Here is a 16,552-nt window from a genome sequence, read left to right as displayed (position 1 = left end):
CTGCGCGGTTAACGTTGAGCGTATTGCCGACCAGCGGGCCGCCGAGCAGTACGTGATCGATGAGTACAGCAGGCTAAAAGCCCGCCTGCGCGAAAGCGCGATGGGTTAAGTCAGACCGTTTTCCCGGAGGCGCACGAAGCGCCTTTCCGGGATGCGGATCGGTCCTTCCGGCGGCGCGATGCTTACCGGAGGGACAAATTTATCGCCCTGCTTTCATCATGCCTGCTTCGTGCCTGTCATTTTCTTCTCCTGCTCCTCCCTTTATACTGCTCACAATGTTCTCTACCGATAATAAAAAATGAAATACCTCTATTTATTACTGGCGCTGGTCTCTGCCGCCACAAACGCCACGGAACCAGGCAGTCAGTACAAACAGCAGGCAGAATCGGGCGACCCGCGCGCGCAGTACTATCTCGCCGATACCTACGTCAGTTCGGGCGACTATCCGCAGGCCGAATACTGGGCGCAGAAGTCGGCGGAAAGCGGCGATGGCGATGCGCTGGCGCTGCTGGCGCAGCTGAAGATCCGCAACCCGCAGAACGCCGATTACAAGCAGGCCAGGCAGCTGGCGGAAAAGTCGGTGCAGGCCGGCAGCAAGGCCGGGGAGATCGTCCTTGCCCGGGTGCTGGTTAATCATCAGGCCGGCAAGCCGGACTATTCGCACGCCATAACCCTGCTGCAGGACGCGGCCCAGGACCCGGAAAGCGACTCCGCCGTTGACGCGCAGATGCTGCTCGGGCTGATTTACGCCAGCGGCGTGCAGATTGCGGAAGATGACGCCGCGGCCACGCTCTATTTTAAACGCAGCTCCTCGCTGTCCCGCACCGGCTACGCCGAGTACTGGGCCGGGATGATGTTCCAGCAGGGGGAGAAAGGCTTTATCGAACCCAATCAGCAGAAGGCCCTGCACTGGCTAAACGTCAGCTGTCAGGAGGGGTTTGATACCGGATGCGAGGAGTTTGAGCGGATAACCAAGGGGTAGCCTCTTCGCGCCCGGATGGCTTTTTACGGTGGTTTGGGCGAAGGCGTGCGTTGTGGCTAGCGCTGTAGCGTAAGTTCTGTGGAATGTGAACGGAACTTAAAACACGGCCTTCGCCCAAACCACCGTTGACTGGAATCCCCTGCCCTACGATAAAAAAACCCGGCGCATGGCGCCGGGTTTGCTATTTAATTACGCGTTTATTGCGCGGTCTTATCAAATTTGCCCAGCACCTCACGTTCGTACGCCAGCGCTTTCTTACGGTCAAATTTGTGTTCCCACTTGGCGATAACCAGCACCGCCAGGGCATTCCCCACCACGTTCAGCGCGGTACGCGCCATATCGAGGATACGGTCAACGCCGGCAATAAAGGCCAGGCCTTCCAGCGGGATGCCTACGCTGCCCAGCGTCGCCAGCAGCACCACGAAGGAGACGCCCGGTACGCCGGCAATCCCTTTCGAGGTCACCATCAGGGTCAGCACCAGGGTAATCTCCTGCCACAGCGACAGGTCAATCCCGTACAGCTGGGCGATAAAGATCGCCGCAATGCTCTGGTATAACGTCGAGCCGTCGAGGTTAAAGGAGTAGCCGGTCGGCACCACGAAGCTGGTGATTGAGGCCGGCGCGCCGTAGGCTTCCATTTTCTCAATAATACGCGGCAGCACGCTTTCGGAGCTGGCGGTGGAGTATGCGAGGATCAGTTCGTCTTTCAGGATGCGAATCAGGATCCAGATGCTCAGGCCGCAGACCCGTGCGACGAGTCCCAGCACCACCAGCGCAAAGAACAGAATCGCGAAATAGACCAGAATCACCAGCTTGGCCAGCGGCCACAGGGAGGCGAAGCCAAAGGTGGCGACGGTCACGGAGATCAGCGCAAATACCCCCACCGGCGCGTAGCGCATCACCATGTGCGTCACTTTGAACATGGTCTCGGAAATGGAGCGGAAAACGGTCACCAGCGGCTCACGATGCGTTGCCGGCAGCGAGGAGAGGCCCAGACCGAACAGCACCGAGAAGAAGATAATCGGCAGCATATCGCCTTTCGCCATCGAGGCGACGATATTGGTCGGCACCAGCGACAAAATCGTCCCCATCAGCCCGTGCGCGTGGCTTTGCACTTCCGCCGTCGTACTTTGGTATTTCGAAATATCGACCGCCGCCAGCTGCGACATATCAATGCCGGTTCCCGGCTGGAAAACGTTGGCCAGGGTAATCCCCAGCACGATTGCCACCGTGGTGATCACTTCAAAATAGATAATCGTTTTGGCGCCAATGCGCCCCAGCTGCTTAGCGTCGCCAACGCCCGCAATCCCGACCACCAGCGTCGAAATCACAATCGGCACCACGATCATTTTGATCAGGTGGATAAAGATATCGCCCGCAGGCGTCAGGAGGTTCGAGATTAACCAGTCACGACTTTCGGCGTGGTAATGCAGATAACTGCCCAGGAGTATGCCCAGCACCAGGGCCAGCAAAATTTGCCAGGCCAGGCTGACTTTTGTTTTTTTCATCACTACAGACTTCCTCAATGAAAGGCACCATTACCGGAGGTAATGTTACCCACTGAAAGGGGTATGAATTGTGTTGCGTTGCTCTATGGGGTTTTTTAACGCGCGATATGAGTATCATTTGCACGGCCTGCTGCGCAAGCGTTTAAGAACAGGCCTTTACTCTGGTTTTATGCATAAAGCCGCTAATTCCCCCCACTTACATTGCATAAGTATCTGTTATAAAAAAATTTTAATCGATTCCATTTCTATAAATTCACTTGCGAAATTATTCCACTTAAAAGTTTCATTTGATTAATTTTCATTCAGTTGAATTAATGCGTGATCTGCCCCCCAAATAGCAAACAAAGCTCTCAAAGCCCCTACTATTAACGTTTATTTGACATATATTTAACAACCTACAGGAGAAAAAAAGCCATGAGCCAAATACATAAACACTCTATTCCCGCAAATATTGCGGACAGCTGCCTGATTAACCCGGAACAGTACAAGGCGCAGTATCAACAGTCTGTGACCGATCCCGACGCGTACTGGGGTGAGCAGGGAAAAATCCTCGACTGGATGCGGCCCTATACGCGCGTGAAGAACACCTCATTTGCCCCGGGCAACGTCTCTATCAAATGGTATGAAGATGGAACGCTGAACCTGGCGGCTAACTGTCTCGATCGCCACCTTGCGGAGCGCGGCGAGCAGACGGCCATCATCTGGGAAGGCGACGATGCCAGCCAGAGCAAGAAAATTACCTATCGCGAGCTGCATCGCGACGTGTGCCGCTTTGCCAACGCCCTGCTCGGCCTCGGGATTAAAAAAGGCGACGTGGTCGCTATCTATATGCCGATGGTGCCCGAAGCGGCGGTCGCTATGCTGGCCTGCGCGCGCATTGGCGCCATCCACTCGGTTATTTTCGGCGGCTTCTCGCCGGAAGCGGTGGCCGGGCGCATCATCGACTCCAGCTCGCGGCTGGTGATCACCGCCGACGAAGGGCTGCGCGCCGGTCGCGCTATTCCGCTGAAGAAAAACGTCGATGACGCGCTGAAAAATCCTAACGTAACCAGCATTGAAAACGTTGTCGTCCTCAAGCGTACCGGGGGCAAAACGGAATGGCACGAGGGTCGCGACCTGTGGTGGAGCGATCTGCTGGAAAACGCCAGCGACCAGCATCAGCCGGAAGAGATGAACGCGGAAGACCCGCTGTTTATCCTCTATACCTCAGGCTCAACCGGCAAGCCGAAAGGCGTCCTGCACACCACCGGGGGCTACCTGGTGTATGCGGCGACGACCTTCAAATACGTATTCGACTATCATCCTGGCGATATCTACTGGTGCACCGCCGACGTGGGCTGGGTAACCGGCCACAGCTACCTGCTGTACGGCCCGCTGGCCTGCGGCGCGACGACGCTGATGTTTGAAGGGGTACCAAACTGGCCGACTCCGGCGCGCATGTGCCAGGTGGTGGATAAACACCAGGTCAGCATCCTTTATACCGCACCGACGGCGATCCGCGCGCTGATGGCCGAGGGTGATAAGGCCATCGAAGGCACCGACCGCTCTTCCCTGCGCATTCTGGGCTCCGTCGGCGAGCCGATCAACCCGGAAGCCTGGGAGTGGTACTGGAAAAAAATCGGCAACGAGAAATGCCCGGTGATGGACACCTGGTGGCAGACCGAAACCGGCGGCTTTATGATCACCCCGCTGCCGGGCGCTATTGAGCTGAAGGCCGGCTCCGCCACCCGTCCGTTCTTCGGCGTTCAGCCGGTGATCGTCGATAACGGAGGCACGCCGCTGGAAGGGGCCACCGAGGGCAACCTCGCCATCGCCGACTCCTGGCCTGGCCAGGCGCGTACCCTGTTCGGCGACCACGAGCGCTTCGAGCAAACCTACTTCTCCACCTTTAAAAATATGTACTTCAGCGGCGACGGCGCACGCCGCGACGAGGATGGCTACTACTGGATAACCGGCCGCGTGGATGACGTGCTGAACGTTTCCGGCCACCGCCTGGGCACCGCCGAAATTGAATCGGCGCTGGTTTCACACCCGAAAATCGCCGAAGCGGCGGTGGTCGGCATTCCGCATAACATCAAAGGTCAGGCAATTTACGCCTACGTGACGCTGAATCACGGCGAAGAGCCTACGCCGGAGCTGTACGCGGAAGTGCGCAACTGGGTGCGTAAAGAGATCGGCCCGCTGGCAACCCCGGATGTGCTGCACTGGACCGATTCGTTACCGAAAACCCGCTCCGGTAAAATCATGCGCCGCATCCTGCGCAAGATTGCCGCCGGCGACACCAGCAACCTCGGCGATACCTCAACGCTCGCCGATCCTGGCGTGGTGGAAAAACTGCTCGAAGAGAAGCAGTCCATCGCAATGCCATAGCCAGTACGTACTGAATCCCTACACCCTCTCCCCTACCGGGGAGAGGAGATCAACATAAAACCTTCCTAAGGATTCCAGGCAGCAGGAAAGCGGTAAGCAGGCGGATTCCCGACGGTTAGCTGTCGGGCGGACAAGTGCTGCCGACGTCTCGCGCGTGGATGACGAAAGGAATACCTCTGGAGACGCTATGATGAATGATCAAATTTGTCAGCGGATAGAAAATAGTGCGCATTTCAGGGAGTTAGTTGCAACCCGGCAAAGGTTTGCCGCCATTTTGTCACTGATCATGCTGGTTATCTACGTCGGCTTCATTTTGCTTATCGCCTTTGCCCCCGGCTGGCTGGGTACGCCGCTGCACGCGGGAACCAGCGTCACCCGCGGCATCCCCATCGGCATTGGCGTCATCGTTATCTCCTTCCTGCTCACCGGGGTTTACGTCTGGCGGGCCAACGGCGAATTCGATCGTCTGACGAAAAGCGTTCTCAAAGAGGTGCAGGCATCATGAAGAAAGTTCTGACGGCGCTTGCCGCCACGCTCCCGGCTGCCGCAAACGCGGCCGATACGATCGCCGGCGCGGTGCAGCGCCAGCCGACAAACTGGCAGGCGATTATCATGTTCCTGATCTTCGTCGCCCTGACGCTCTATATCACCTGGTGGGCGTCAAAACGGGTACGCTCGCGCAGCGATTACTATACCGCCGGGGGGAACATCACCGGCTTCCAGAACGGGCTGGCGATTGCCGGCGACTTTATGTCCGCCGCCTCCTTCCTCGGGATCTCCGCGCTGGTTTATACCTCCGGCTACGACGGGCTGATTTACTCCCTCGGCTTCCTGGTCGGCTGGCCGATTATTCTGTTCCTGATTGCCGAACGCCTGCGCAACCTCGGACGCTATACCTTTGCCGACGTCGCCTCTTATCGCCTGAAGCAGGGGCCAATCCGCACCCTCTCCGCCTGCGGCTCGCTGGTGGTGGTGGCGCTGTATCTGATTGCGCAGATGGTCGGCGCGGGCAAGCTTATCCAGCTGCTGTTCGGCCTTAACTACCACGTTGCGGTGGTGCTGGTCGGCGTGCTGATGGTGCTGTACGTGCTGTTCGGCGGGATGCTGGCGACAACGTGGGTACAGATCATTAAAGCGGTTCTGCTGCTGTGCGGCGCCAGCTTTATGGCCTTTATGGTGATGAAGCACGTAGGCTTCAGCTTCAATAACCTGTTCAGCGAAGCGATGGCGGTCCATCCTAAAGGGGCGGCAATTATGAGCCCTGGCGGACTGGTGAAAGACCCGATATCGGCGCTGTCGCTTGGGCTGGGGCTGATGTTTGGTACCGCCGGTCTGCCGCATATTCTGATGCGTTTCTTCACCGTGAGCGATGCGCGCGAAGCGCGTAAAAGCGTATTCTACGCCACCGGTTTTATGGGCTACTTCTATATCCTGACCTTTATTATCGGCTTCGGCGCCATCATGCTGGTGGGCGCGAATCCGGCGTTTAAAGACGCGGCGGGCGCGCTTATCGGCGGCAACAACATGGCGGCGGTGCACCTCGCCGACGCGGTGGGCGGCAATCTGTTCCTCGGCTTTATTTCGGCAGTGGCCTTCGCCACCATCCTTGCGGTGGTCGCGGGCTTAACCCTGGCCGGCGCGTCGGCGGTCTCCCACGACCTGTACGCCAACGTCTTCCGTAAGGGCGCCAGCGAGCGCGATGAGCTGCGGGTATCGAAAATTACCGTGCTGATCCTCGGCGTGGTTGCCATTCTGCTGGGGATTCTGTTCGAAAATCAGAACATTGCCTTCATGGTCGGACTGGCGTTCTCGATTGCCGCCAGCTGTAACTTCCCCATCATTCTGCTGTCGATGTACTGGTCGAAGCTGACCACGCGCGGAGCGATGATTGGCGGCTGGCTGGGCCTGCTGACCGCCGTCATCCTGATGATCCTCGGCCCGACCATTTGGGTCCAGATCCTCGGCCATGAGAAGGCGATCTTCCCGTACGAGTACCCGGCGCTGTTCTCGATTGCCATCGCCTTTATCGGCATCTGGTTCTTCTCTGCTACCGATACCTCGGCGGAAGGGCTGCGCGAACGCGAGCTGTTCCGCGCCCAGTTTATCCGTTCACAGACCGGTATCGGTATCGAACGCGGCCAGGCGCATTAAGCCTCTTAACCCCGGCCAGACGGCCGGGGCTCATCAAAACATCAGCAGGCGCACCAGCGGCGCCGCCAGCACCATCACCACTCCCGAAAGCATCATCACCAGGCTGGCGACAACGCCCTCCTGCGGCCCGAGCTCATAGGAGCGCGCGGTTCCGGCGCCGTGCGAAGCGGCGCCGAATCCCGCCCCTTTCGCCATCCCTGCACGAATCGACAGGCGCAAAAACAGCACATCGCCGATCGCCATGCCAAATACCCCGGTCACCACCACAAACAGCGCGACCAGATCCGGCTGGCCGCCGAGGGGCCGGGCCGCGGCCAGCGCAAAAGGCGTGGTGACCGAACGCACCGCCAGGCTGCGCTGAATCTCATCGGAAAGGGTGAACAGGCGCGCCAGCCAGACCGAGCTGCAGACCGCCACGATTGAGGCCGTCAGCACCCCGGCGCTCAGCGACATCCAGTGGCGTTTAATAATAGCCAGGTTGTCATACACCGGCACGGCGAAAGCGATCGTCGCCGGCCCCAGCAGCCACAGCAGCCAGTGGGCCTCCCCCATATAGCTTTGATACGAAATATGGCCAAAGACCAGAATCAGCACCAGCAGTATCGGGGTAAAGACCAGCGGCATCAGCGGAAGCCTGTGGAAGCGGCGATAGAGGCGTTTATTGGCAAAATAGAGCGCCAGCGTCACGATCAGGCACAGGATGCTCAACAGGAGATCACTCATGCTTCATCCTGCTGATTTCGTAGCGATAAACTTTATCCACCACCCACGCCGTCGCCCCCAGCACCAGCGTCGTGCTCAGCGCAATCACCAGCAGAATGCGCCAGCCGTCCACCATCAGCAGCTGGGTGTAGTTGACCACCGCCACCACCGCCGGCACGAAGAACAGCAGCATTTCTGCCAGCAGCCAGCGGGCGCCGGCACGCACCCAGTTCAGCGGGATCACCCGACAGACGATTAATGCCAGCAGCATCAGCATGCCGACTAAATTTGCCGGGAGCGGCAGGTGCAGCCAGTTAACCAGATATTGAGCGCAGACAAACAGTCCGGCATAAACCAGTACCTGAACCGGTACCTGAAGGCGTTGCACAACGAAGGGGGTAACGCGAGCTGGCGCGAAGGCCATGAGCGATATTCCTGAAAAAGAAGCCAGGCGAGCAGTATAGTGAGCCGCCAGGTTGGACAGAAATGAATTAAAATCATCACAGGTATAGTCTCAGGGAATAATTATGGATATCCGCACGCTGCGTTATTTTGTCGAAGTCGTCCGCCAGCAGAGTTTCACTCGCGCGGCAGAGAAACTGTTCGTCACGCAGCCCACCATCAGCAAGATGCTAAAAAACCTCGAAGATGAGCTCAACTGTACGCTGCTTATTCGCGACGGCCGCAGGCTCCTGCTGACCGATACCGGCCGGGTGGTTTTCGAGCGCGGGCAGGCGATTCTGGGCGAATTTCGCCAGCTGGAATCTGAGCTTAGCGATATTAACCATCTGCATAAGGGCATTCTGCGGCTGGGGATCCCGCCGATGGTCGGGATGCTGATGGCCGAGCCTATCGGCCTGTTTCGTCAGCGCTATCCGGGCGTGGAGCTGAAAATTGCCGAGTTCGGCGGGCTGACCGTGCAGCAGGCGGTCAGCAACGGCGAGCTGGACCTGGCGATGACGGCGCTGCCGGTCGATGAGGAGAGCGGCCTGGCGACGCTGCCGCTTTTCAACCATCCGCTGTGCGTGCTGGCACCGCGAACGGCGCCATGGGAGGGCGTTAGCTCGCTGTCGCCGCAGGAGCTCGCCGCCCATCCGCTGGTGATTTATAACGAAGATTTCGCCCTCAGCCAGCAGCTGATGCAGCTGTTTACCGACTACGAGGTGAAACCCCGTATCGCGGTGCGCAGCGGGCAGTGGGACTTCCTCGCCGCTATGGTTCAGGCGGGAATTGGCGTGGCGATCCTGCCGCAGCCGATTTGTGAGCGCCTCGATACCCGGCATTTTTACACGATACCGCTGCAGAGCGAGCTGCGCTGGGAGCTGGGAATGATTTGGCGGGAGGGCGTTTACCTGTCGCATAGCGCGCAGGCGTGGCTGGAGTGCAGTAAGGCCTTCTGGCTGAATGAGTAAACGCCCGGAGGCGGCGCGTTGCGCCGGTCCGGGCTACCAACTACAGATCAGCCAACCGCACGGCCCCGACGGGGCGCGGCGGCGATTATTGATCTTCGATTAACAGCGCTTCCAGCAGGTCAAGGTCGTGCAGCAGCTTCTGCAGCGTCTCGTTGCTGATCTGGCGGGTCGCGCGCAGATGGTACAGCTCGCCGCGCTCTGAACGCAGCGCCGCCAGGCGGAACCGGCGCTCAAGCTGCTCTTCGAGGATTGAGGTTTCCACGTCGTTACGGCCGTCGACCCGCCGGCGCAGGTTACCGATCACGCGTGAACTGACCTCCGTCAGCAGCTGGTTATCGATATTCTCTTTGGTATCCGCCGCCAGCCGCTCCTCCATCTTTTGAATCGCCACGATCGCCACGTCCGCCGTTGCCGCGCGCGCCAGGCGCTCCTCTTTACGCTGCTGGACATGGTCGGTCGACTCAATGTGGCGCAGCAGGATCGGTAGCGCAATCACGCCGACAAACAGCGAGAACAGAATGACCCCGGCGGCAAGGAACACCAGCTCATAGCGTGCAGGGAAAACGTCGCCGTCCGGCAGCAGCAGCGGTATCGACAGTACGCCGGCGAGGGTAATCGCCCCGCGCACCCCGGCCACCGAGGAGATCAGCAGCTCGCGGTTTGTCCAGGAGCCAAACTCCATCGGTTTCTTCTTCAGGAAGCGCTGGCTTAGCTTGCGCATCGTCCACAGCCAGCCAAAACGGACCAGCATCAGCGCGGCGTAAATCAGGATAATGTCGGTAAACAGCATCCAGGTTTCAACGTTGGGGTCCGCTTCCGCCGCCACCAGCGAGCTCGACAGAATATCCGGCAGCTGCAGGCCTAAAAGCAGGAACACCATGCCGTTAAACACGAACTCCAGCATCGCCCAGGTGCTGTTCGCACGCAGGCGCATCGCCAGCGGCGCGGTGCGCATCACCCCGGAACGGGTGATGGTCATCCCCGCCGCGACCGCGGCCAGAATCCCGGAAAAACCGATGTGTTCAGCGATCAGGTAGGAAGCAAACGGCAGCAGGAACAGCAGCACAATCTGCGTTGCCGGCTCATCGCCGCCCCAGCGGCTGAGGAAGCGCATCGAGCGCCCGTACAGCCAGCTGACGACAAAACCGGCGAGGATGCCGCCTATCGCTACCTTGAAGAACTCGACCGTCGCCCCTCCGACGGTAAAGACCATCGTACCCATCGCCACCGCGACGGCAAACTTCAGCGAGACCAGGCCGGAGGCGTCGTTCATCAACGCTTCGCCCTGCAATATCCCCATAATTTTTTTCGGGATGCGCCCTTCACCGACGATCCCCGACAGCGCTACCGCATCGGTTGGCGACAGAACCGCCGCCAGCGCAAAGGCCGGGATCAGCGGAATGCCTGGGACTATCCAGTAGATGAGGTAGCCGATCCCCACCACCGTTACCAGCACCAGCGCCAGCGCGAGGCCAAAAATCTCTCGCCCGTGCTCAATGAACTCGCGGGTCGGCGTCTTCCAGCCATCGGCAAAAAGCAGCGGCGGAATAAAGAGGACCAGGAAGAGTTCGGGGTCGAATTCGACGTGCAGGCCGAAGGTAGGCCAGGCCAACAGCGCGCCGATGGCGATTTGGATTAAAGGTAGTGGAACCTGAAAGGGCAGTACGCGTGTAACCACCCCGGAGAGAGAGACCACGAGGGTCATGATGAGTATGGTAAAGAATATTTCCATGTGTTCCCTGTTTGCTGCGTTTTCTTTTTTTACATCTGAGGCGTCATGTCTCGAAATGATACGCTACTCAGATTAACGCAAAAGGAAACAGGATGTGGCTTAAAAATTAAACGGGCGGCCTGAGCCGCCCGTTGTCAGCAAAAATAGCTTAAATTGCCCAACCGCCGGCGTAGAAGATAACCAGCGCCGCAGCGATGATCACGGTGCCGAGGTTCAGCTTGCGCCACTCCCCGGAAACCAGGCGTCCAATCACCAGCGACGCGAAGCCGATCATGATGCCGGTAACGATGTTGCAGGTCAGCACGATAAAGACCGCCGTAATCAGGCCCGCCATCGCATCGACAAAATCGTTAAAATCAATTTTCGCCACGTTGCTCAACATCAGCAGACCGACATACATCAGCGCCGGAGCGGTGGCGTATGCAGGAACCAGATAGGAGAGCGGAGAAAGGAACAGGATCAGCAGGAACAGCACGCCGACCGTCACCGCGGTCAGGCCGGTTTTACCGCCGGCGGCGGTACCTGCGGCCGATTCGATATACACCGCCGCCGGCGCCGCGCCGACCAGGCCGGAGAAGACGCTGCTCAGGGAGTCGGTGGTCAGCGCTTTACCGCCGTTGATGATCTGCCCGTCTTTGTCCAGCAGGTTCGCCTGCCCCGCTACCGCGCGAATGGTGCCGGTGGCATCAAATACCGCCGTCATCACCAGCGCCAGCACGCTCGGCAGAACTATCGGATTCAGCGCGCCGATGATATCAAGGCTGCCGATCAGCGAATTGCCTTTGTCGTCGCTCAGCGACGGCATAGCAAAAATACCGGAGAAGTGGACGTTAGGGTCGAAAATCAGGCCCACGATCGACACGCCGATAATGGTCAGCAGGATACCGCCAGGCACCTTCAGCTTTTCGAGGCCGATAATCACCGCCAGCCCCAACAGCGACATAATCACCGGGAAGCTGTCGAAATTACCCAGCGCGACCGGCAGGCCGTCCAGCGGGTTCTTAATCACCAGGCCCACGCCGTTGGCGGCGATCAGCAGCAGGAACAGGCCAATACCGATACCGGTGCCGTGCGCAACACCCTGCGGCAGGTTGCGTAAGATCCAGCTACGAATACCGGTCGCGGAGATAATGGTAAACAGCACACCCATCAGGAACACGGCGCCCAGCGCAACCGGGATGCTGATCTGCTGCCCCAGCACCAGGCTGAAGGCGGTAAATGCGGTCAGCGAGATAGCACAACCGATTGCCAGCGGCAGGTTGGCCCACAGCCCCATAACGAGAGAGCCGACGCCCGCTACCAGACAGGTGGAGACAAACACCGCCGCCGGTGGGAACCCGGCTTTACCGAGCATGCCCGGTACCACAATTACCGAGTACACCATCGCCAGAAAAGTGGTTAAACCTGCGAGAATTTCCTGACGCACGGAGCTGCCGCGAGCCGAAATTTTAAACCAGGCGTCTAATGAACCGCCGGTACGCGCTGAAGGCGTAGACATAGAAAACTTCCCCTGAGAATTTTTATCATTCGTCGGTATGCGTGGTGGACCATCCACTGCCAGTTCAACGCGATCTCCTTGTGCTATATCGCAGCGCCAGGGGGGCTGCAAAAAAAGCAAACGTTTAACTCCGCGCATACAATACGGTGGTCAAAATTACTTTACTCACCCCCTGTTAGCAGGATAAATAGCGAGCAAAATAATAAGGCAAACGATTATCCAGCCTTTAGATGGCCCTTTTCAACTGAAGTTTGTCGTATTTCGCTAAATTTCGCTTATGACGTTCAGGAAATAACCAGCCGATGCGCAAACGTTATCGTCCATGCGCAATCTGCTAACATTTTGGCTTTGCGCTGATAGCAATTCGCGCCGGCCATCGTAAAAGGTGATGCCTCAGGCGCCCGGTAGCGCGAAGGGGCCGCCGCGCTCAATGGCGCGCTGCCAGGCCGGACGCTGTTCGATACGCTGCGTCCAGCGGGCGATGTGCGCAAGGCCGTCAATTCCGCCACGTGACTGCAGCGCCAGCAGCGGAAAGCTCATCTGAATATCGGCCATGCTCAGGTTTTCGCCCGCGAACCACGGCCATCGGGAGAGGTGATCTTCGATAAAGCTGGCGTGGGTGGCAATCTGCCGGTCAAGCCAGGCCTTCTGCATCCCCTTCCCCAGCGCGCCGCCCAGCGTGCGCATGCCAAACGGCACCGGGGCCTTGCCGAGACGGGAAAAGACCAGCTTCATCAGCATCAGAGGCATCAGCGAGCCTTCGGCATAGTGCAGCCAAAAACGGTACTGCAGCCTGTCCGCCATCGCCTGCGGGCGCAGCTGCTGCGTGCTATCGTAGGTTTCCTGCAGATATTCGAGTATCGCCCCGGACTCCGCCAGCACGTAGCCGTTGTCCTCCACGACCGGGGATTTGCCCAGCGGGTGAATGTTTTTTAACTCCGGCGGCGCCAGCATATTTTTCTGCCGCGGATAGCAGACAAGCTGATAGGGCAGCTGCAGCTCTTCCAGCGCCCAGAGCACGCGCTGCGATCGCGATTGATTAAGGTGATGTACCGTCAGCATGGATTTCTCCCGTCGTTTGTTCAAATTAACTATAGGAACTGGCGGCGAATGACGGAAAAAATTCGCCAAAATAAACGGGTAGATTTAAGGGGATGTGCCACAATTAAGGTGTCGGCGCAATCCGGAACCTCCATCAACTTGTTGCGCAAAACTGAGGTGAGCCGACGTCGGGGGAAACCCTCCTGTGCACCAGCGGGATAGAGCGAAAGACAAAGACCGGAAAACAACTAAAGCGCCCTGTTGTGGCGCTTTAGTTTTTTAATCATCCTCCAGCAGCCGCGCGCCGGTACCCTCTTCACCCAGCATGTCCCCCGGGTTACGCAGCGGGCAGTCCCGTCGCGACAGGCAGCCGCAGCCAATGCAGCCATCCAGCTGATCGCGCAGCGCGGTCAGCGTATGAATACGCCGGTCCAGCTCGTCCCGCCACACCGACGACAGCTGCTTCCACTCTTTGGCACTTAAGTTGTGGCCTTCGGGCAGTACGCCAAACGCGTCGCCGATAGTGGCCAGCGGAATGCCGATGCGCTGCGCAATCTTGATAATCGCCACGGCGCGCAGCACGTCGCGACGATAGCGCCGCTGATTGCCTGGATTGCGCTGGCTGTGAATAAGCCCTTTGCTTTCATAGAAATGGAGCGCCGAGACGGCAACGCCGGTACGTTTCGCCACTTCTCCCGGGGTCAACAGCATTTTAATTCGGGGTGATTTCTTTTCCATAAAGCGCTTTACCTCAAGTTAACTTGAGGAATTATACTCGCCCGCAGACAAAACGACGAATCGAGAATTGAGAGAGGCCGCTTTATGTCCCATCAGGATATTATCCAAACGCTTATTGAATGGATTGATGAACATATCGATCAACCACTTAACATTGATGTAGTCGCCAGAAAATCGGGGTACTCGAAATGGTATCTCCAGCGGATGTTCCGCGCCGTTACGCATCAGACGCTGGGTGATTACATTCGTCAACGCCGGCTCCTGCTGGCCGCTGAAGCCCTCAGAACGACCCAGCGCCCTATCTTTGATATCGCGATGGATCTGGGCTACGTCTCGCAGCAGACGTTTTCACGAGTGTTTCGCCGGGAGTATGACCGCACGCCTAGCGACTATCGCCATCAGATTTCCGCCTGACAGCTTTGCGCGCAGGAGTTAAGCAGCGCTGGCGCCTTGACCAGCCATTGCTTAAACTCCTGCACCGGCATCGCCTTCGCGAAATGCCAGCCCTGGCAGTAGCGGACGCCGCGCTTCTGTAGCCACTTAACCTGATCCAGCGTTTCCACGCCCTCGGCCACGGTTTTCAGATGCAGGCTGCGCGCCATCTCAATAATATGCTCGGCGATCATGTGGCTGGTGCCGTGGGTCGTCAGCGTATCGATAAAGGATTTATCGATCTTGAGAATGTCCACGTTGAGCGAAGAGAGGTTATGCAGGTTGGAGTAGCCGGTGCCGAAATCATCGATGGCGACTTCATATCCCGCCTCGCGAAAGGCCTGAATAACCGGCGTCGTTTTCTGCACGTCAATAAACCCGCGCTCGGTTACTTCGATTTTAATCTGGTTGATGCATACCGCGTGGCTTTGCGCCTTTTCACTAATTTGGCTAATAAGCCGCGCGGAGTGGAAATCCGTGGCCGAGAGGTTAATCGCGACGTACAGCTGAGGATGGCTGGCGAGAAATTCGCCCATATCGGCAAACACCTCATCCACGACATAGTCCGTAACCTGCGTAATCAGCCCTTCGTTTTCCGCCAGCGGAATAAACTCCGCCGGGCTCATCACCGGGCCATCGCACCCGGGCCAGCGCAGCAGCGCTTCGGCCCCTACGCAGCGGTTCGTTTTAATATCGACGATCGGCTGATAGTGCAGGCACAGCTGGCGACGGCTTAGCGCGCGCTGCAGCATGCAGCGCGGAGAGTGATACTGCCGCCGGGTTCGCAGCCACACCAGTAAAATCAGCGCGCTACAAATAAGGCCCAGCGGAAGGGTAAGCATTATCTGGTCATATAAATTTTGATAATAGCCAACGCGCGAGGTGGACATGATCACCGCAATAGGGCGGTTGGTCGAATGGGCAACGGTATAGACCCGGCGATCCCGCTGAAAAAAGGTATCTTCGGGGCGGATCAGCGGACGTAAGGTCGCGGCATCCGTATTTTTGCTGACGGAGAAAAACTGATTCGTTTTGGTATCGAACAGACCGTAGGCTAAATCTCTGTCGCTGGATATTAGCGTACTATAGGAAAGTGGATTAATAACCGCGACATAGTGACCGCGCTGCATATAGGTCATGGCAAAACCGGGATAGAACGGGGTATCGCGATAGTAATAGATCGCGATATCCGGCTTTTTTATATAATTAGCCGGCTCGACATGCCACGCCGTGTCGGGATGAAAGGCGGTTGAGCAAAAGAAATCAGCGCCTTTTGCATAGACTAAATCATCGACATAAAGCAGGCTGCGAACAATATCCAGCATATATCGCTGATGCTGCGGCGAACATATTATCCCCTGATATTGCATGGCCTTTTTACGCGCCTGTTCGACCTCATGAATAACCATTTCGGTTTTCTGCAGCGCCAGTTGAGAAAACGAGCGGAGCTGGTCGTCGGTTTCCACCTTTGCCCGGTGTTGGGCAAGCCACGATGCCAGGACCACTGGCAACAGGATGACCAAGGTAATACCGAATATTCTCAACGCCTTATGCGGCGCGCTACGACTCATTTCCGCTTTATATCCATGCGATACGCCTTAGTCACGGTAACAGTCCACAATGGCAGATGCCTACTCTTATACAACACTCAGTCATTTAGCAATCGGCTATTTGGCGTAAAAACCACACACCTGATAATGATGAATAATACTTACTTATAGAACAACCGAGAAACATTCTCGAAATAATGAGAGCGGTGCCGCTTTCTGATTCGGTTTATCCGTATGATTACCGCGAACAGGTAATAAAACCCGCAGATATAAGTCTGGCAAAAAGAATCCATCGTATTAAAGCGTCAGCTTTACCGTCATGGCGGGCATGGCTATGGCTCAATGCGCCATTAACCACAATATTAAAATGGTTTATAAGTACATAAAAAACGCAATTTTTGGCTGGTGAATAAAAGAACAAATGTGATATAGTTCA

Annotated in this window: 14 protein-coding genes and 1 pseudogene; 7 read left to right on the top strand and 8 right to left on the bottom strand. The window is 57.4% G+C overall.

What is annotated here, in order from left to right:
- Positions 1–109 (top strand): annotated as a pseudogene (locus GO007_RS29650) (formate dehydrogenase); the annotation flags it as partial.
- Between the two features lie 189 nt (positions 110–298).
- Positions 299–982 carry a tetratricopeptide repeat protein gene (locus GO007_RS25855; RefSeq protein ID WP_095104981.1) on the top strand — a complete coding sequence of 228 codons (684 nt, stop codon included), beginning with the start codon at positions 299–301 and terminating at the stop codon, positions 980–982.
- 197 nt (positions 983–1,179) lie between these two features.
- On the opposite strand, the gene gltP is transcribed toward GO007_RS25855, so the two are convergent.
- Entirely contained in the window at positions 1,180–2,490 is a 1,311-nt protein-coding gene (gene gltP, locus GO007_RS25850) for a glutamate/aspartate:proton symporter GltP (protein WP_095104979.1), read from the bottom strand.
- Positions 2,491–2,904: 414 nt separating this feature from the next.
- Here gltP and acs point away from each other — a divergent pair, with 414 nt between their 5' ends.
- From acs to actP, 3 genes are all read left to right on the top strand, one after another.
- Positions 2,905–4,860 carry an acetate--CoA ligase gene (gene acs / locus GO007_RS25845; RefSeq protein ID WP_095104975.1) on the top strand — a complete coding sequence of 652 codons (1,956 nt, stop codon included), beginning with the start codon at positions 2,905–2,907 and terminating at the stop codon, positions 4,858–4,860.
- Between the two features lie 190 nt (positions 4,861–5,050).
- On the top strand, positions 5,051–5,365 hold the full coding sequence (locus GO007_RS25840) for a DUF485 domain-containing protein (protein ID WP_045853423.1): 315 nt from the start codon (positions 5,051–5,053) through the stop codon (positions 5,363–5,365).
- Positions 5,362–7,011, top strand: coding sequence for a cation/acetate symporter ActP (actP, locus tag GO007_RS25835; protein ID WP_095104973.1), 1,650 nt, complete (start codon positions 5,362–5,364; stop codon positions 7,009–7,011). The genes GO007_RS25840 and actP overlap by 4 nt, the downstream gene beginning before the upstream one ends.
- 33 nt (positions 7,012–7,044) lie before the next feature.
- Here the strand turns inward: actP and GO007_RS25830 are convergent, their stop codons facing one another.
- Complete coding sequence (locus GO007_RS25830) at positions 7,045–7,734, bottom strand: LrgB family protein (protein ID WP_095104971.1); 690 nt, start codon at positions 7,732–7,734, stop codon at positions 7,045–7,047.
- Positions 7,727–8,137 (bottom strand): CidA/LrgA family protein, encoded by a 411-nt coding sequence (locus GO007_RS25825; RefSeq protein WP_095104969.1) that lies wholly within the window; start codon positions 8,135–8,137, stop codon positions 7,727–7,729. Before GO007_RS25825 ends, GO007_RS25830 begins: the two co-directional genes overlap by 8 nt.
- A 103-nt stretch (positions 8,138–8,240) precedes the next feature.
- On the opposite strand from GO007_RS25825, the gene GO007_RS25820 reads away from it, so the two are divergent.
- Positions 8,241–9,125 carry a LysR family transcriptional regulator gene (locus GO007_RS25820; protein ID WP_095104967.1) on the top strand — a complete coding sequence of 295 codons (885 nt, stop codon included), beginning with the start codon at positions 8,241–8,243 and terminating at the stop codon, positions 9,123–9,125.
- A gap of 85 nt (positions 9,126–9,210) precedes the next feature.
- Here the strand turns inward: GO007_RS25820 and GO007_RS25815 are convergent, their stop codons facing one another.
- The 4 genes from GO007_RS25815 to soxR form a co-directional block, all read right to left on the bottom strand.
- Positions 9,211–10,857, bottom strand: a complete 1,647-nt coding sequence (locus GO007_RS25815) for a Na+/H+ antiporter (protein ID WP_095104965.1) — start codon at positions 10,855–10,857, stop codon at positions 9,211–9,213.
- A gap of 148 nt (positions 10,858–11,005) precedes the next feature.
- Positions 11,006–12,355, bottom strand: a complete 1,350-nt coding sequence (locus tag GO007_RS25810) for an NCS2 family permease (RefSeq protein WP_095104963.1) — start codon at positions 12,353–12,355, stop codon at positions 11,006–11,008.
- Between the two features lie 393 nt (positions 12,356–12,748).
- Complete coding sequence (locus GO007_RS25805; RefSeq protein WP_095104959.1) at positions 12,749–13,417, bottom strand: glutathione S-transferase family protein; 669 nt, start codon at positions 13,415–13,417, stop codon at positions 12,749–12,751.
- A gap of 258 nt (positions 13,418–13,675) precedes the next feature.
- Complete coding sequence (gene soxR, locus GO007_RS25800) at positions 13,676–14,134, bottom strand: redox-sensitive transcriptional activator SoxR (protein ID WP_095104955.1); 459 nt, start codon at positions 14,132–14,134, stop codon at positions 13,676–13,678.
- A gap of 84 nt (positions 14,135–14,218) precedes the next feature.
- On the opposite strand from soxR, the gene soxS reads away from it, so the two are divergent.
- Positions 14,219–14,548, top strand: coding sequence for a superoxide response transcriptional regulator SoxS (gene soxS, locus GO007_RS25795; RefSeq protein ID WP_095104953.1), 330 nt, complete (start codon positions 14,219–14,221; stop codon positions 14,546–14,548).
- On the opposite strand, the gene GO007_RS25790 is transcribed toward soxS, so the two are convergent.
- Positions 14,533–16,137: an EAL domain-containing protein gene (locus GO007_RS25790; protein ID WP_095104951.1), complete on the bottom strand. Its 1,605-nt coding sequence runs from the start codon at positions 16,135–16,137 to the stop codon at positions 14,533–14,535. The genes soxS and GO007_RS25790 overlap by 16 nt on opposite strands.
- Positions 16,138–16,552 lie beyond the last annotated feature (415 nt).

It is taken from the genome of Klebsiella sp. 10-1, from assembly GCF_009758445.1.
In the GTDB taxonomy this organism is placed as follows: Bacteria; Pseudomonadota; Gammaproteobacteria; order Enterobacterales; family Enterobacteriaceae; genus Klebsiella; species Klebsiella scottii.
This window is presented reverse-complemented; position numbering and strand designations above follow the sequence as displayed.

Excerpts from the sequence above, each read along its gene's own strand:
- GO007_RS25825 (WP_095104969.1), bottom strand. The coding sequence starts at position 8,137 with ATGGCCTTCGCGCCAGCTCGCGTTACCCCCTTCGTTGTGCAACGCCTT.
- GO007_RS25840 (WP_045853423.1), top strand. The coding sequence starts at position 5,051 with ATGAATGATCAAATTTGTCAGCGGATAGAAAATAGTGCGCATTTCAGG.
- GO007_RS25810 (WP_095104963.1), bottom strand. The coding sequence starts at position 12,355 with ATGTCTACGCCTTCAGCGCGTACCGGCGGTTCATTAGACGCCTGGTTT.
- GO007_RS25815 (WP_095104965.1), bottom strand. The coding sequence starts at position 10,857 with ATGGAAATATTCTTTACCATACTCATCATGACCCTCGTGGTCTCTCTC.
- GO007_RS25830 (WP_095104971.1), bottom strand. The coding sequence starts at position 7,734 with ATGAGTGATCTCCTGTTGAGCATCCTGTGCCTGATCGTGACGCTGGCG.
- soxS (WP_095104953.1), top strand. The coding sequence starts at position 14,219 with ATGTCCCATCAGGATATTATCCAAACGCTTATTGAATGGATTGATGAA.
- gltP (WP_095104979.1), bottom strand. The coding sequence starts at position 2,490 with ATGAAAAAAACAAAAGTCAGCCTGGCCTGGCAAATTTTGCTGGCCCTG.
- soxR (WP_095104955.1), bottom strand. The coding sequence starts at position 14,134 with ATGGAAAAGAAATCACCCCGAATTAAAATGCTGTTGACCCCGGGAGAA.
- GO007_RS25820 (WP_095104967.1), top strand. The coding sequence starts at position 8,241 with ATGGATATCCGCACGCTGCGTTATTTTGTCGAAGTCGTCCGCCAGCAG.
- actP (WP_095104973.1), top strand. The coding sequence starts at position 5,362 with ATGAAGAAAGTTCTGACGGCGCTTGCCGCCACGCTCCCGGCTGCCGCA.
- GO007_RS25790 (WP_095104951.1), bottom strand. The coding sequence starts at position 16,137 with ATGAGTCGTAGCGCGCCGCATAAGGCGTTGAGAATATTCGGTATTACC.
- acs (WP_095104975.1), top strand. The coding sequence starts at position 2,905 with ATGAGCCAAATACATAAACACTCTATTCCCGCAAATATTGCGGACAGC.
- GO007_RS25805 (WP_095104959.1), bottom strand. The coding sequence starts at position 13,417 with ATGCTGACGGTACATCACCTTAATCAATCGCGATCGCAGCGCGTGCTC.
- GO007_RS25855 (WP_095104981.1), top strand. The coding sequence starts at position 299 with ATGAAATACCTCTATTTATTACTGGCGCTGGTCTCTGCCGCCACAAAC.